The organism is Pseudomonas sp. B2M1-30 (assembly GCF_025447575.1).
Taxonomy (GTDB): Bacteria; Pseudomonadota; Gammaproteobacteria; order Pseudomonadales; family Pseudomonadaceae; genus Aquipseudomonas; species Aquipseudomonas botevensis.
The window spans coordinates 1-14,262 of the sequence record NZ_JAOEJT010000014.1 but is presented as its reverse complement, the minus strand read 5'-3'; the positions used below and the strand labels follow the sequence as shown (position 1 = coordinate 14,262).

General features: G+C 61.8%; 9 protein-coding genes. 2 read left to right on the top strand and 7 right to left on the bottom strand.

Features of this window, described 5'->3' with window-relative positions:
* Positions 1-39: 39 nt before the first annotated feature.
* Positions 40-1,620, bottom strand: a complete 1,581-nt coding sequence (gene peaA, locus N8H74_RS23355; RefSeq protein WP_262150626.1) for a quinohemoprotein amine dehydrogenase subunit alpha — start codon at positions 1,618-1,620, stop codon at positions 40-42.
* Between the two features lie 371 nt (positions 1,621-1,991).
* Between peaA and N8H74_RS23350 the strand changes: the two genes are divergently transcribed.
* The gene (locus tag N8H74_RS23350) at positions 1,992-3,938 is read left to right on the top strand and encodes an amidohydrolase family protein (RefSeq protein ID WP_262150624.1); all 1,947 of its coding nucleotides are present in this window, start codon (positions 1,992-1,994) and stop codon (positions 3,936-3,938) included.
* 267 nt (positions 3,939-4,205) lie between these two features.
* On the opposite strand, the gene N8H74_RS23345 is transcribed toward N8H74_RS23350, so the two are convergent.
* Entirely contained in the window at positions 4,206-4,406 is a 201-nt protein-coding gene (locus tag N8H74_RS23345; protein WP_217831522.1) for a hypothetical protein, read from the bottom strand.
* A gap of 398 nt (positions 4,407-4,804) precedes the next feature.
* On the opposite strand from N8H74_RS23345, the gene N8H74_RS23340 reads away from it, so the two are divergent.
* Positions 4,805-6,295: an aldehyde dehydrogenase family protein gene (locus N8H74_RS23340; protein WP_262150621.1), complete on the top strand. Its 1,491-nt coding sequence runs from the start codon at positions 4,805-4,807 to the stop codon at positions 6,293-6,295.
* A 53-nt stretch (positions 6,296-6,348) separates the two neighbouring features.
* On the opposite strand, the gene N8H74_RS23335 is transcribed toward N8H74_RS23340, so the two are convergent.
* The 5 genes from N8H74_RS23335 to mrdA form a co-directional block, all read right to left on the bottom strand.
* On the bottom strand, positions 6,349-7,644 hold the full coding sequence (locus N8H74_RS23335; RefSeq protein WP_262150619.1) for an FAD-dependent monooxygenase: 1,296 nt from the start codon (positions 7,642-7,644) through the stop codon (positions 6,349-6,351).
* Positions 7,641-8,318, bottom strand: coding sequence for a S8 family serine peptidase (locus N8H74_RS23330; protein WP_262150617.1), 678 nt, complete (start codon positions 8,316-8,318; stop codon positions 7,641-7,643). Before N8H74_RS23330 ends, N8H74_RS23335 begins: the two co-directional genes overlap by 4 nt.
* The gene (locus tag N8H74_RS23325) at positions 8,308-10,026 is read right to left on the bottom strand and encodes an ABC transporter ATP-binding protein (protein WP_262150870.1); all 1,719 of its coding nucleotides are present in this window, start codon (positions 10,024-10,026) and stop codon (positions 8,308-8,310) included. The genes N8H74_RS23330 and N8H74_RS23325 overlap by 11 nt, the downstream gene beginning before the upstream one ends.
* Positions 10,026-11,930, bottom strand: coding sequence for a sigma-54-dependent Fis family transcriptional regulator (locus N8H74_RS23320; RefSeq protein ID WP_262150615.1), 1,905 nt, complete (start codon positions 11,928-11,930; stop codon positions 10,026-10,028). The genes N8H74_RS23325 and N8H74_RS23320 overlap by 1 nt, the downstream gene beginning before the upstream one ends.
* A 121-nt stretch (positions 11,931-12,051) precedes the next feature.
* Positions 12,052-13,944 (bottom strand): penicillin-binding protein 2, encoded by a 1,893-nt coding sequence (mrdA, locus tag N8H74_RS23315; RefSeq protein WP_262150613.1) that lies wholly within the window; start codon positions 13,942-13,944, stop codon positions 12,052-12,054.
* Positions 13,945-14,262: the final 318 nt, after the last annotated feature.

The window sequence follows — 14,262 nt, the reverse complement described above, 5'->3', positions numbered from 1 at the left end:
GTCATTCCGAAAAGTGTCTGGAAGCGTTTCCGGCCAGCCTTACGGAATGGGTGGATTGTTCCAGCGTTGCACGGTGACGATCATGTGACCTTCGCCGGTGAGGGATTTCCCTGCGTCGTCGACGGCGGCGATCACCTTGAGGTTGCCGGCATTGTTGGTGGACATCTTGCGTGCCGGATTCGGCCCGGCATCACCCGGCGTGAACACGCCCGCATCGGCCTGCATGGTGCCGGCGAACTTGACGTCCTCGTCCTCCCTGGCGCGCTCGTCGAAGGCTTCGACCTTCCACTGCGCCGGGAACACACCAATGCGATACGGCTTGCCGTCGGCGCCCTTGCCCCAGGCTTCCGCGTCGAAACGGCCCTGGACTTTCGGCGTCGAGCCGCCGCCCTCGCCGATCCGCGCCACGGAGAACTCCGGCACGACCTTGACCGAGGCGATCTGGCTGTACACCGACAGACTCGGGCCTTTCAGGTTGCCGACACTGACCGCGCGCAACCCGGCCGGGGCATTGGCTGCCGTTTTAACCTTGACCTTGATTTGCCCGGCGCTCTGCTCGAGCACTTCGACCACTTCCACGCCTTTGCCAAAGCTCGGCTTGCCGCTCAAACCGCTGCCGATCAGGGTCACTTCGGTTTCACTGCCGGCCTTCACGTAACCCGGTTGTACCGCCAGCAAGCGTTGCGAACCCTGCTTGGCTGCCACAAAGTCCAGGCCGCGCTCGTCATGCTCGGCCTCGAACATCCGGCCCTGCATGGCATTGCCCTGCGCAGCGAACACCTGACGCATGGTCACGCCGTCGATGGTCACGTTGCCGCGCCATTCGTAACCGCTGTAGAGGATCGCGCTGCCGTCGCCATTGAACGGGCTACCATCGGCGTACTGGCCCTTGACGCTGACCTTGAAGGTGTCGCTGCCGTCGGCGCTGACGTTCATGCTGCCGGCCAGTTCGCCCTTGCCCGGCAGGTGGCCGCTGAAGTTCCAGTTGCCGACCAGCGCGTCGGCTTTCGGTGCGGTTTTCAGCCACTTCTGCCAGGCCGGGTTGTCCAGCGGATAACGCTTGGCCAGTAGCGGCACCATCTCCTTGCGGGCGATATCGAACCAGTCGCGGTCGCGGGCCAGGGCCTGATACTCCAGCGACGGCCATTGACCGAGATGGAAATTCACCAGCCGTTCCCATTCCTGCGCCGGACGCCGTTGCAGGGCGACCCGCGCGCCGGAGTGACAGCGGCCGCACATCTGCGCGGTTTTCTCGTCGAACTGCTCAACGGTGTTCAACCGCCGCTCCAGCGCGTAACGCACGCCATCGGTTTCGCTAGGCGCCAGGCCTTGGGTGTCGGCCAGGTATTTGACCAGGGTGCGGCGATCATCGTCGCTGATCTGCAGGCCGTGCATGGTTTGCATGCGGGCGATGCTCATCAGCCAGCCTTCCGGGGTCTTGCGCTGGTGGCTGATGCGGCTCAGGGCATTATCGGCTTCCGGGGTGTGACAGCCTTGGCAGGTTTCCTTGAGGATGGTCTGCGCATCGCGCGCCGCCAGGCTGTGGGGGGAATGCAGGGCGACACAAGCGGCCACGGCCAGCAGGCTGGCGCTCATGCCTGATCGGAGTTTTCTCTTCATCAACGTCGAACCTCGCACGGTGCTTTCTTATTGTTGTGGCTTATCGTTTTTATGGTTTCTGCCGTTGGCGGCACGCCGCGAACGGAGGCAAGCGAAACGTCTGCGATGAGCAATACACGGAGCGTGCCAGCTTGCCGATAAGCTTTTCAATCAAGCAGTTACGTGAAGATCACTACGCCGCAACGACACTGGCGATGTTCGCCAGCGTCCAATTTCGCGACAGCTGTTGCAGTGTGAGACAAGCATAGTTGCCGTGCCCGCCAGCGGACGGCCGACGAGTGACCGTCTGATATCAATGTGCCTGCTACGCTTGCTGTTCGCATGTTCAGTGCGACACACCTCACACCACCGACAACCTGAGGAATGGAATCATGGGATCACAAGGAACTGGTCACAACTGCACGCACTGCGGCTGTGAAAACCCGGTATGGAACGCACTCAAGCACACGGTCGACCTCAAAGCCTTCACAGGCACGGTCGCCGGCCTGCTGCCGGAACCCGGCAGCGAGTCGTTGATTTTCACCGACGGCATCATCTATCCCCTCAAAGACGGCAACATGAAGGAACGGGTCGACGCGCTCGGCATCCATGGCGGCGACGTGGTCGCTTCGGGCACCCTGGCTTACGTTCAGCAGTGCATGAAAGACAGGGGCATTCATTACAAGACCTATCCGTTGAACGGCAAGACGCTGATCCCGGGCCTGATCGAGCCGCACATGCATATCGTCCAGTCCTGCATCATGGAAGGCTGGGTCGATCTGGGGCCGATCGACAACGCTACGCAGCGCTTGAAACCCCGTTATGACTGGAGCTGGCTCAAAAAAAGGATCAGTGAAAACCTTCCCGACGGAAAGTCGAGCTGGTTTCTGGGACGCATGGTCGACCCCGCCCTGATGCCCTTCGTCAAGGCAAGGAAAAAGGGTGAATTGAACACCCTCACGTCCTTTTACTGCGACCGGCACTTCGACAAAAACACCGACAACACCGGCAACCTTGACAGCATCGTGTCCGACCGCCCGCTGTTGATGATCAGCGCCTCGATGCACACCGTTTACCTGAATACCGCCGCGTGCGACGCCGTGTATCACCATCAGAACAAGGCCAGCGAGAAGCTGCGCAGTCACTACACCAGCTACGAGGACTTCCTCGAGAAAACCCAGGGCAGGCTGCAGGAAGAAGCCGGCATCATGCCGGCCATCCTGTCGATCCCGCTGGCGCAGGCGCTGGATGTGGTGAATATCTTCAAGTACATGAAGCACTACTTTGAAACGGCCTCCAAACGCGGCATCACCCTGCTGTATGACGCGATGGTGGACAAGACCTCCAAACTGATTCTCGAAGCGTACGGCCTGACCCATTCACGCAACCTGCGCGTGGGTTACGCGGCGGCTTGCGACGGCGTGGATTTCAGCCACATCGCGCCCTACAAACCGGTGACCAAAGAAGCGGCCCGGCTGTTTTACCAGGGCTCGGTGAAACTGATCTCCGACGGCTCGAACCAGGGGCTGACGGGTTATCAGGAGCATCGCTACTGCTGCGAGACCACACCGGAAAAAGGCAACTTCAACTTCTGTGATCCCGGCGCGGAAAACACCACACCGACCACCCTCCCCGACGCCTATCAGACGACCCTGAACAAGGCCGTGGCCACGGGCTGGCCACTGATGATCCACGCCAACGGCGACCGTGCGATCGAATTCACCCTACAGGCGTACAAGACTGCACTGAACGGTCAGAGCGGCCTGGAGAAACGTCATCGCATCGAACACTGCTCACTGCTGAAAACCGACACCCTCGATCAACTGCAGACCCTGGGCATCTCGCCCAGCTTCCTGATCGGTCATGTGGGTTATTGGGGTTATGTGTTCGAGCAGGCGATTTTCGAATCCAAAGCCACCGACATGCTCGACTTGTGCAAGGACGCCCTGGGCCGCGGTCTGCGCATCTCACTGCACAGCGATTGCACGGTCACGCCACTGGGACCGCTGCGCTCCATGGAACAGGCGGTGACCCGAAAACTCGAAGGCAAACGCGGCGAGGACGGCACCTTCATTGATGATCCAGCGCAACAACCGGTGCTCAACAAGGCCCAGTGCCTGAGCCGAGAAGAGGCGTTGAAAGCCATCACCTATGACGCGGCCTGGCAATGTCACGCGGATAAATTCACCGGCTCGTTGCAGGACGGATACTTCGCCGACTTCGTGATCCTCGGGCAGAACCCGCTCGACGAAAACGTCCCGGCCACCAGCATCCGTGACATCAAGGTCTGCGAAACCTGGAAAGGTGGGCACAAGGTTTATACCAACCCTGAGCGCTGACCGATTCTCCTTGCCAATACAGGTCTCACCCTCGGGCGGACCTGTATTGGCAAGCGCCCATTCGGGGCTAGCGAACGGAGTTGTCCGGGTGAACCCTGTAGCGCCCACAAGACTCGCAAACCATTGAGTTCGTCTCCTGTACTTGCGCTTTTGCGGCCAACTCTCTGGTGCCACGCGATTTGGTTTCAATCCGATAATCCCGGTAAAACGCGAACGCGATAAGCAAAGCGATCGCGAGTACCCACAAGCCCAAAATCATTGGGTAAGTCATGATTTATCCTCGAGCAGGGCTACGGCGAAAGAGGCAGCGATGACGAAAAAACTGCTGACAGTCATCGCAGCACTTGTGCGGATCGTGTCGGCATCACTCACGTTGCCAATCACGAATGCAGCAGCCCCCGTCACCATGAATCCAGTCCCCATACCCATCATTAAGTTGGTCGTCCATCGAATGGTTTTGTTGTTCATCGACATCCTTGTGAAAACCCGAACCTGCCGGTTCCATGGCAGACAAAGCTGAAAAACCGGCGGCAACGAATCATCCGCCGAATCCGCGTCCACCCCCGAGACGCCGATGGAAAAGGACGTTAGCTCGAACCTCTTTTATCTACCAGCCGCTGTAAACCAACAGGCCAGCGACTCTTCCTACAGCAGATCGGCCACTGTTTTGTCCCGAGCCCGACAACACGGCCCCGATCCGTATCTTGCGTCTCAATGACTGTTGCGTTTTGCGACAAATTCCCCCTCATCACCCCCTCCTCGCTCTGCCTTTCCCCCCGCATGACAGCGCTGCACGCCCTTTCCGGAGTGTTGGCACAGCCATTGCGAAACCCTGCTCACACCATCGAAGAACAAGAGGTCTCGCCATGTCCCTGCCCTATCTGCTTCCCGCCACTTCGGCCTTCATCCAGCGCCCGCCACGCATGCTGATCGGCGGCGATTGGGTCGAAGCTGCCGACGGCCAGACCATGCCGCTGCACAACCCCGCCACCGGGGAAATACTGTGCGTGGTGCCCAGGGCCACTGCGGAGGATGTCGACCGCGCGGTACTCGCTGCACGTCAGGCCTTCGATGATTCGGCCTGGAGCCGCACCCGTCCCCGTGAGCGGCAGAACCTGCTGTGGAAACTCGCCGACCTGATGCAGCGCGACGCCGAGCTGCTGGCGCAACTGGAATGCCTGAACAACGGCAAAAGCGCGGCCGTGGCGCAAGTGATGGACGTGCAACTAGCGATCGACTTCCTGCGCTACATGGCTGGCTGGGCGACCAAGATCGAAGGCTCCAGCGTCGAGGTATCGCTGCCACTGATGCCTGGCGATCAGTTCCACAGTTTCATTCGCCGCGAAGCGGTGGGCGTGGTCGGCGCCATCGTCGCCTGGAACTTCCCGTTGCTGCTGGCCTGCTGGAAACTCGGCCCTGCGCTCGCCACCGGTTGCACCGTGGTGCTCAAGCCTGCCGACGAAACCCCACTGACTGCGCTGAAACTGGCGGAACTGGTGCTGGAGGCCGGCTACCCCGAAGGCGTGTTCAACGTGGTCACCGGCACCGGGATCACCGCCGGTTCGGCCCTGACCCACAACCCGCTGGTCGACAAACTGACCTTCACCGGTTCCACTGCCGTCGGCAAACAGATCGGCAAGATCGCCATGGATTCGATGACCCGCGTGACCCTGGAGCTGGGCGGCAAATCACCGACCATCGTCATGGCCGACGCCGACCTGAAAACCGCAGCAGCCGGTGCGGCCAGCGCGATTTTCTTCAACCAGGGCCAGGTCTGCTGCGCCGGTTCGCGCCTGTATGTGCAGCGCAAGCATTTCGACAATGTGGTGGCGGACATCAGCGACATCGCCAACGCCATGAAACTGGGCAACGGCCTCGACCCGAGCGTGGAGATGGGTCCACTGATTTCCGCGCGCCAGCAGGAGCGCGTCTACCGCTACATCGAAATGGGCCGGGAAAGCGGCGCGACCATCGCCTGCGGTGGCGAGCAGTTCGGGCCGGGGTTCTTCGTCAAGCCGACGGTGATCGTCGATGTCGATCAGCAGCATTCGCTGGTGCAGGAAGAGATCTTTGGCCCCGTGCTGGTAGCGATTCCGTTCGATGACGAGGCGGATGCGTTGCGCATGGCCAATGACAGTCCTTATGGCCTGGGCGCCAGTATCTGGTCGAATGATCTGGCGGCGGTGCATCGGATGATTCCACGGATCAAGTCGGGCTCGGTGTGGGTCAACTGTCACAGCGCGCTGGATCCGGCGCTGCCGTTTGGCGGTTACAAGATGTCGGGGGTTGGACGGGAGATGGGGTATGCGGCGATAGAGCACTACACCGAACTGAAATCGGTGTTGATCAAGTTGTAGAAGATCAAAAGCCCCTCACCCCAGCGCAGGTTCCCTCTCCCATTGGGAGAGGGTCAGGGCCGGTATCCCTGACTCAACAACCATCCCCGGATCACCCTGCCCTGCTCTTCGCTCAACCCCGCCAACACCTGCCCGACCGATTCGCCCCGCAACCGCCGCACCAGCGGTGCCAACTCCACCCCCTGCACATGCCAGATCCCCAGCGGCTGATCCGCCGTGATCACCACCTCGGCCTCATCGACCAACCCGTCGCGCAGCACCGGCATCCGCTCGATCCGCAATGCCGCAAAATCCGCTGCCGCATGCGCCACTTCCGCATCCGGCCACTGCCGCCGCGCCAGCCAGAACGGTTGCTCGGCCCAACGCTGTTCATCGGCATAAAAATCCCGGCCGATCCGCGCAAAGCGCATGAACAACTGCTCCACCCGTTGCCGATGAAAGGCTTGCGCCAACAACGCTCGCTCGGGCTTGACCAACAAAGTGTTGATCACCACCGGCGCCTGCAACGCCGAAGACAGCGACTGGAAAATCCCGTTGCCGGACAGCGGATCCACCGCCATTGCCGCATCGCCGACACGAATCCAGTTTTCGCCACAGACCTGCGGCGCCAGAATCGCCGTGCTGCTGCGGGCGTGCAGTTGCAGACCCAATTCGTCGCCGTCGGCAAAAAAAGCACGCGCAAAACCCGAACCCTGGCGCCGCTCACGACAGTAATCGAGCAACTGCGCCTTGCCCGGCAGCCCGGCGCTCGCCACATCCACGGTCCACTGCCAATAACATTGCCCATCGGCCCGACGCGCCATCCACGCCCAGCCATCCTCCAGGCTTTCCACGGCACTGGCGGTTGCGCCCGGCGTGCCTTGCCAGCGATTGAGCAGACTGACGGTTTCCGGCCCGCGCAGGCCTTTGCCCGACGCCGGTGCCTGACGCCCACGGGCCTCCACCAGAAAATCCGCCTCGAGGGTCTTGCCGCCGTCGAGTTCGATCCGATGCCCGTCCGAGCGGGATTGCACACTGAGCGCCCGCCCCTCGATCAACTCGACCCCGGCCAGCGCCAAGTCTTCGCGCAAACCACGATCGAAGGTCGGTCGGTCCAGCAGAAACTCGATGTTCTGCGCATGTTGCTGGCCGTTCCACGCCACCTGACGCTGGGACGGCAATGTCGCGTCCGTCAGCGCTCGTTGCAACCCTGCTCCGCGTAACGCCTCCAGCACCCGTTGCGAGACGCCCTCAAGCGCCGCAAAGCGTCGCCACTCGCTGACCAGCGTCACCGCGTAGCCCAACCGTCGCAGCCCCAGCGCCACCGCTGCGCCCGCCGGCCCCGCGCCGAGTATCACCAGGGTCGTCATGGCCCCGTTCGCCGTTCCGGTCCGCGATAACGGGCGTTTTGCCGGAGCCAGTCAATCACCTCGGCATTGCTCGCCTCGGGATGCTCCACAAGAAAAGCAGCGATATGCCCACTCAGCGCCGCACACCCCAGACTCGCGCCTGACTGCCCCGGATACGTGCCATGCACACACGCGGCGAAATCCGCCTGGGCGCTGTCGAGCCACGACCACTGCTCATCGGTGCAACGCGCATCCCCGGTCACCCGCAACACCTGCGGATAACTCGCCGGAAACACCGCAGCGCCCTGCGCCGGGCTCGATGCACACAACAAGACCCCGCGAGCCACCGCCGCTTCGCAGGCTGCGCGCAACAGACTGCGATCCTGACGCAGCCCCAGACTCAGGTTGATCAGCCGCACATCCTCGGCCACCAGCCAATCAATGGCCGAAGCGATTTGCAACGCGCTGGTCACCCCGCGCTGATCAAACACCTGGGCCACGCAAATCTGCGCGGCCGGTGCACGACGACTGATCGCCTCGATGACTGCGCTGCCATGACCGAGGGGATCGTCGCGCAGCTCCGACGTCACCAAGCCATCTTCCAGCAGGGTAAACCGGCGCCCGGCGACCACTTGCACCCGCTGGGCCGCCGAGTGTCCACTGTCGACCACGCCGATACGCCATTCAGGCTTCATGCAGCACCGTCTTCGACACCAGCACGCCATCGAGGAGTTCAAAGCGCAGGTCGGCATCGGCCAGAGTCGACGGCCGGTGACTGATCAGGATCCGCGTGCGCCCGGCAAACAAGCGGTCGATGGCTTCGATCACTTCACGCTCGGTGGCTTCGTCTACTGCCGACGTCGCTTCGTCGAGCACCAGAATCAACGGATCCTGCAACAGCGCCCGAGCGATGGCGATACGCTGCTTCTGCCCGCCGGACAACTGCTGCCCGCGCTCCCCGAGCGGACTGTCGAGGCCTTCGGGCAAGGACGCGATCAGGCTGTCGAGCTGCGCCAGTCGCGCCACTTCGGCAACCGCTTCGCGACTGGCATCCGGCACCGCGTAGGCCAGGTTGTCAGCGAGGCTGCCACGAAACAGCACGATGTCCTGACTGACCACGGCAATGCGGCGGCGCAGTTCGAACAGATCCAGTTCCCGCAGGTCCACCTCTCCCAGCAGCACCCGCCCGGACTGTGGATCGTGATGGCGTTGCAGCAGATCGATCAGGGTCGATTTGCCGACCCCGGAGCCGCCGCTCAACGCGACCTTCAAACCGTAGGGGATCGTCGCCGCAATCCCGCTCAGGGTGCTCGCACGTCCCGGATGACTGAAATGCACATCGTCGAAACGCAGCTCGCCAGAACTCGGCAACGGTTGCGGCGTGACCGGCGAACGCACCGTCGGCTCTTCACCGCGCAACTCCATGACCCGGCCAAGGCTGACGGTCATGCGCTGGATCGCCACATACAGCCCCAACAGGCTCTGCACCGGCCCGACCGCCATGCCCAGGTACGTGGAAAACGCAATCAGCGCGCCCAGTTGCCAGGTGCCCTGAACCACCCAGTAACCGCCGATCAGAAACGCACAGGCGCGAGACAACGAGGTCAACGTGCCCGGCACTGCCTGGGTGAAAAACTCGGTGACTTGCAGGCGCAGCAACTGATTCATGTAGCCCTGGCCGAGGCTTTCCAGGCGCCGCGCTTCACGCTGCTGCTGGCCGGCGGACTGGATGAATTTCATCACTGGCAAGGTCTCGACCATGAACGACGACATGTCCGCCGAACGCTCGCGCAATTGCCGCACATCCCGCTCGACCTTGCGTCGCATCCAGCGCAGCCACAACACATCGAGCGGGATCAGCACCAACGCCAGTAATGAAAGTTTCCATGAGAGGGTAAAGAGCATCGCGATCGCCACCACCAGGCCAATCACGCTCGACACCGCCGAGAACAATGAGTCGACCGCGAAGCGCTGGATCTCGGCAACATCGCCGTCGAGCCGTGACATCAGGTCGCCGATCCGCCGCTGACCGTAGAAGCCTGGGGACAGGGTCTGCAAATGCCGGTAGAGGTCGTCACGCAGGGCAAACAGAATTCGCCCGGACAGACGCGTGTGCAGGTAGCGATTGATCCCCGACAACGCGGTGCCGAGCAGTCCGGCAACAATCATCAGCACCGCGATCAACACCAGCATCGGGAAATTGCGCGCGAGCAGCCCGTCGTCGATCAGCAACTTCACCAGCCAGGGCTGCACCAGGACCAGCAACGAAGCGCACACCGACAACCCGAGCAACCCGGCAATCGCCAGCCGCTGCGGCCGCACGAAACCGTACAGCCAGCGCAACGCCGCTTGCAGCGCGGCTGGGTTGTGGCTGTCGATCAGCCGCACGATCAGGCGCTGCATCATGAGCGCAACTGTTTGAGTTTGCGGTACAGGGTCGCGCGGCTGATGCCCAGCGCGTCGGCGGCGGCCGAGACATTGCCCTGATGGGTGTCGAGGGATTGGCGGATCATTTCCAGTTCGTTCTCGCGAATGCTGCCGGCCTGGGGTTTCTCGCTGGCGGACAGTTCGTCGAGCATGCTGTCAGGCAGGTGATCGAGGGTCAGCACGGTTTCGCCGGGTTCGCGCATCGCCAGCGCAGTGCGCAGGACCATCTCCAGTTGGCGGATGTTGCCCGGCCAGTGATAGGCGCCGAGCAGTCGTTCGAGGTCATCGTGCAGCAGCACTTTCGGCGCATCGAGCTTGCTCAGCAGACGCTCGACCAAAGCGGCGAAATCATCGCGCTCGCGCAGGGCCGGCAGCATCACGCTGATACCGTTGACCCGGTAGAACAGGTCTTCGCGGAACTGCTTGTCCTCGACCTGGCGCTTGAGGTCGCGGTGGGTGGCGCAGATCAGCGCGACGTCAATGTCCTGCTCCTCGCCAGCGCCGAGTGGCGCCACTTTGCGATCCTGCAACACCCGCAACAGCCGCGCCTGCAAGGCCAACGGCATGTCGCCGATCTCATCGAGAAACAGCGTGCCGCCGTGGGCCTGTTGCAGGCGTCCGATCATCCCGCCCCGGCGCGAACCGGTGAACGCGCCTTCGCGGTAGCCGAACAGTTCCGATTCGATCAGGCCTTCGGGAATCGCTGCACAATTCACCGCAACGAAGGGTTTGTCGCAGCGGCTGCCGGCCATGTGCAGCGCGCGGGCGATCACTTCCTTGCCGGTGCCGGTTTCGCCGAGCAGCAACACCGGCAACTCGTTGGCCAGTCCTTGCCGGGCCATGCGCAGCGCACGGGCGTAGCGGGTATTGCTGCCGGCGAGAGCGTCGAGATTCGGTGGCGGCTTGGCGGTTTTCGCCACGCTGCGCGGCGGTCCGCCGAGATTGACCGAACGCGCCGGAGCCCGCAGGGTCTTGTAGAAAAATTCGCCCTTGGCGGTCTGCACGCTACCGACTCCGCCCTGTTGCAAGCGGGTCAGCAACTGCACGCCATCGACCCCGAGAAACTCCTCGCACCGGTGCCCGACCAACGCCGAGCGCTCGGCCCGCAGCAACTGGCAGGCCTGGGCGCTGACCGCCAGGATCTGCCCGCCGAGGCTGACCGCAAGCAGGCCCTGCCACGGCGATTCGAGATACTGCCGGCGACTGTGAAACGCCAGAACGATCTGATCCGCAAAGCTGTTATTGAACACCCGGCTCTCGATCTGACTGACCGCCATGCTCAGCAACGCGGTGCTGTCATGCACCCGGCCGAGGGGGCCTTCGCGGGTCAGGTCGAGGACACCGAGGATTTCGCCCTGCGGGCAATGAATGGGCACCGAGGTGCAAGAGAAATCGGTGAGGCGGTCGAGGTAGTGTTCACCACAGTCGATCAGGGTGGGCCGTGCCTCCACCAGCGCGGTGCCGAGGGCATTGGTGCCACGGGCGGCTTCGCTCCAGCAGGCACCCAGCGTGATGTCTTGCAGACCACTGCCCTTGAGACGATCGGCGCGCCCCTCGACTGCGAGGATGGTGGCATCGGAGTTGGCGAGGATAATCAGACCTTCCTTGCCCTGGCGTTCGGCAAGGTAATCGATGGCCGGCAGCGCGGCGTCGATCAGCAGGCGATTGCTCGCCAGCAGCACGTCGAGACTGGCGCTGGATTCCAGGCTCAGCTCATGTTTGCCATTGAAATGTACGCCGTGGCTCAGGCTGCGCCGCCACGAGGCGTCGATCTCCGCACGCAGCACGCCGTCCGGCACCTGGCCTTCGAGATGCAGTTTTTCCCGGGCGAGACGGGCTTCGTGAGGGGACTTGGGATCGGTTGTTTTTATAAGTGCCATCAAGCGCTCCGGAGCGGTCCGCTTTGCGCTTTTATTATTTCAGCGCCCTGACGCCAATGTTTACGTTAACGTCAGGGCGATGGCAATAGCCTTGCGACACTTGGGGCTGCAGCGGGAGCGGTTAGACGTGCGGATCACCCGGCGCCTTGGTCGGCGCCGCGTATTGCGGCTTGAGGTGGCCGTCCTGATCCAGTAGCCAGGCATCCATGATCTGCCGCACCACTGGGCCGGCAACCCGACCACCGGCCTCGCCGTTTTCGATCATGACCGAAATCGCGATCTTCGGATGCTCGGCCGGCGCGAAACCAACGAACAAGGCGTTGTCACGATGGCGCTCAAGGGTTTTCTCGCGGTTGTAGCGTTCGCCCTGCTTGATCGCCACCACCTGCGCCGTACCACTTTTGCCCGCGATACGATATTGCGCGCCCGCCGCTGCCGCGCGGGCAATACCCCGGGCATCGTGCATGACCATCTGCATGCCGTGGTTGACCTGATCCCAGTCGCGCGGGTCCTTGAGCAGGATGTTCGGCATCGGATGCTCGTCCACCGGAGCGACGCCATCGACGGTCTTGGCCAGGTGTGGACGATTCCAGACACCTTTATTGGCGATCAGCGCCGTAGCTTGAGCCAGTTGCAGCGGCGTGACCTGCATGTAGCCCTGGCCGATACCAAGGATAACGGTTTCGCCGGGGAACCAGGCCTGACGACGGGTTGCGCGCTTCCAGGCTTGCGATGGCATCAGGCCAGGCGACTCTTCGAACATGTCCAGCGAGACTTTCTCGCCGAGACCGAACATCGCCATGTAATCATGCAGACGATCGATACCCAGTTTGTGTGCCAGATCGTAGAAGTAGGTGTCGTTGGAACGCATGATCGCGGCGTCCATGTCCACCCAGCCGTCGCCGCTGTGGTTCCAGTTGCGGTATTTGTGATCGAAGTCCGGCAGTTGGTAATAACCCGGATCGAACACCCGGGTTTGCGGCGTGACCACCCCGGCATCGAGACCGGCGATCGCCACTTCCGGTTTGATCGTCGAACCGGGCGCATACAACCCACGCAAAACGCGGTTGAACAGCGGCCGGTCGATGGAATCACGCAGCGCCGAATACTCCTTGGAACTGATGCCGGTGACGAACAGGTTCGGGTCGAAGCTCGGATTGCTGACCATGGCCAGCACTTCACCGGTCGAAGGATCCAGCGCAACCACCGAGCCGCGCCGATCGCCCAGAGCAGCTTCCGCAGCCTCCTGGAGTTTGACGTCGAGGCTCAGGACGATGTTTTTACCGGGCACCGGATCGGTGTGTTTCAACACTCGCAAGACCCGGCCCTGGGCATTGGTTTCCACTTCTTCGTAACCGACGTGGCCATGCAGTTGCGGCTCGTAGAACCGTTCAATGCCGGTCTTGCCGATGGATTGCGTGCCACGGTACTCCACGGAGTCGAGGGTCTTGGATTCTTTCTCGTTGATCCGGCCGACATAGCCGATAGAGTGAGCGAAGTGCGCGCCCAGCGGATAGTTGCGGACGAACTGTGGTTCGACATCAAGGCCTGGGAGGCGGAACTCATTCACGGCCAGCACCGCGATCTGTTCTTCGGTCAGCTCATAGAACAACGTCACCGGTGTGAACGGATGGCGCGACTGCTTCATGGCTTTGTCGAAGACTCCGCGATCTTCAGCCGGCAGGTGCAAAAGATTGATGACCTCATCCAACTCTTGATTGACGTTGGTCGCGCGTTCGCGGGTGATGGTCAGGTTGAAGCTGGGGCGGTTGTCGGCCAACAGCACACCGTTACGATCATAGATCAGGCCGCGTGTCGGCGGGATTGGCAGGACGTGAACCCGGTTGTTCTCGGAGATCGTGGAGTGATAGTCGAACTCCACCACTTGCAGGATGTACAAGCGCACGACCAGCGCGCAACTGACCACGAAGACGAACAAAGCACAGGCGATCAACCTCTTGTTGACCAGCTTCGTCTCTTTTTCGTGATCCTTGATAGGTATCGGTTCAGGCATTTCTACAGCAACTCTTTGACGAAAAATGAGCGCCGATCCTTGGGCGAGACATCAGTCCGTTAAAAAAACGAGCTGCACCATAACAAAAACCGAATGGTTACTTCATGAGGAATTCCTCAGACGGTTGTCGTGGCGACGATTGGATCCTTCGAGATTCGTGCGCTTTGTGCAGGATTGAAGTTCCGATTCGTGCGGCTTCTCGCTTCGAGCCCGTAGAGTCGGCCAGCCACTTTTTCGCAGGCAAAACAAAACCCCAACTGCTTTCGCAATTGGGGTTTCGGAATTTAATCTTGACGATGACCTACTCTCACATGGGGA

Bases quoted from the DNA above. Each gene is read 5' to 3' on its own strand.
- N8H74_RS23345 (WP_217831522.1), bottom strand. From the start codon at position 4,406: ATGAACAACAAAACCATTCGATGGACGACCAACTTAATGATGGGTATG.
- mrdA (WP_262150613.1), bottom strand. From the start codon at position 13,944: ATGCCTGAACCGATACCTATCAAGGATCACGAAAAAGAGACGAAGCTG.
- N8H74_RS23330 (WP_262150617.1), bottom strand. From the start codon at position 8,318: ATGAAGCCTGAATGGCGTATCGGCGTGGTCGACAGTGGACACTCGGCG.
- peaA (WP_262150626.1), bottom strand. From the start codon at position 1,620: ATGAAGAGAAAACTCCGATCAGGCATGAGCGCCAGCCTGCTGGCCGTG.
- N8H74_RS23325 (WP_262150870.1), bottom strand. From the start codon at position 10,026: ATGCAGCGCCTGATCGTGCGGCTGATCGACAGCCACAACCCAGCCGCG.
- N8H74_RS23350 (WP_262150624.1), top strand. From the start codon at position 1,992: ATGGGATCACAAGGAACTGGTCACAACTGCACGCACTGCGGCTGTGAA.
- N8H74_RS23340 (WP_262150621.1), top strand. From the start codon at position 4,805: ATGTCCCTGCCCTATCTGCTTCCCGCCACTTCGGCCTTCATCCAGCGC.
- N8H74_RS23320 (WP_262150615.1), bottom strand. From the start codon at position 11,930: ATGGCACTTATAAAAACAACCGATCCCAAGTCCCCTCACGAAGCCCGT.
- N8H74_RS23335 (WP_262150619.1), bottom strand. From the start codon at position 7,644: ATGACGACCCTGGTGATACTCGGCGCGGGGCCGGCGGGCGCAGCGGTG.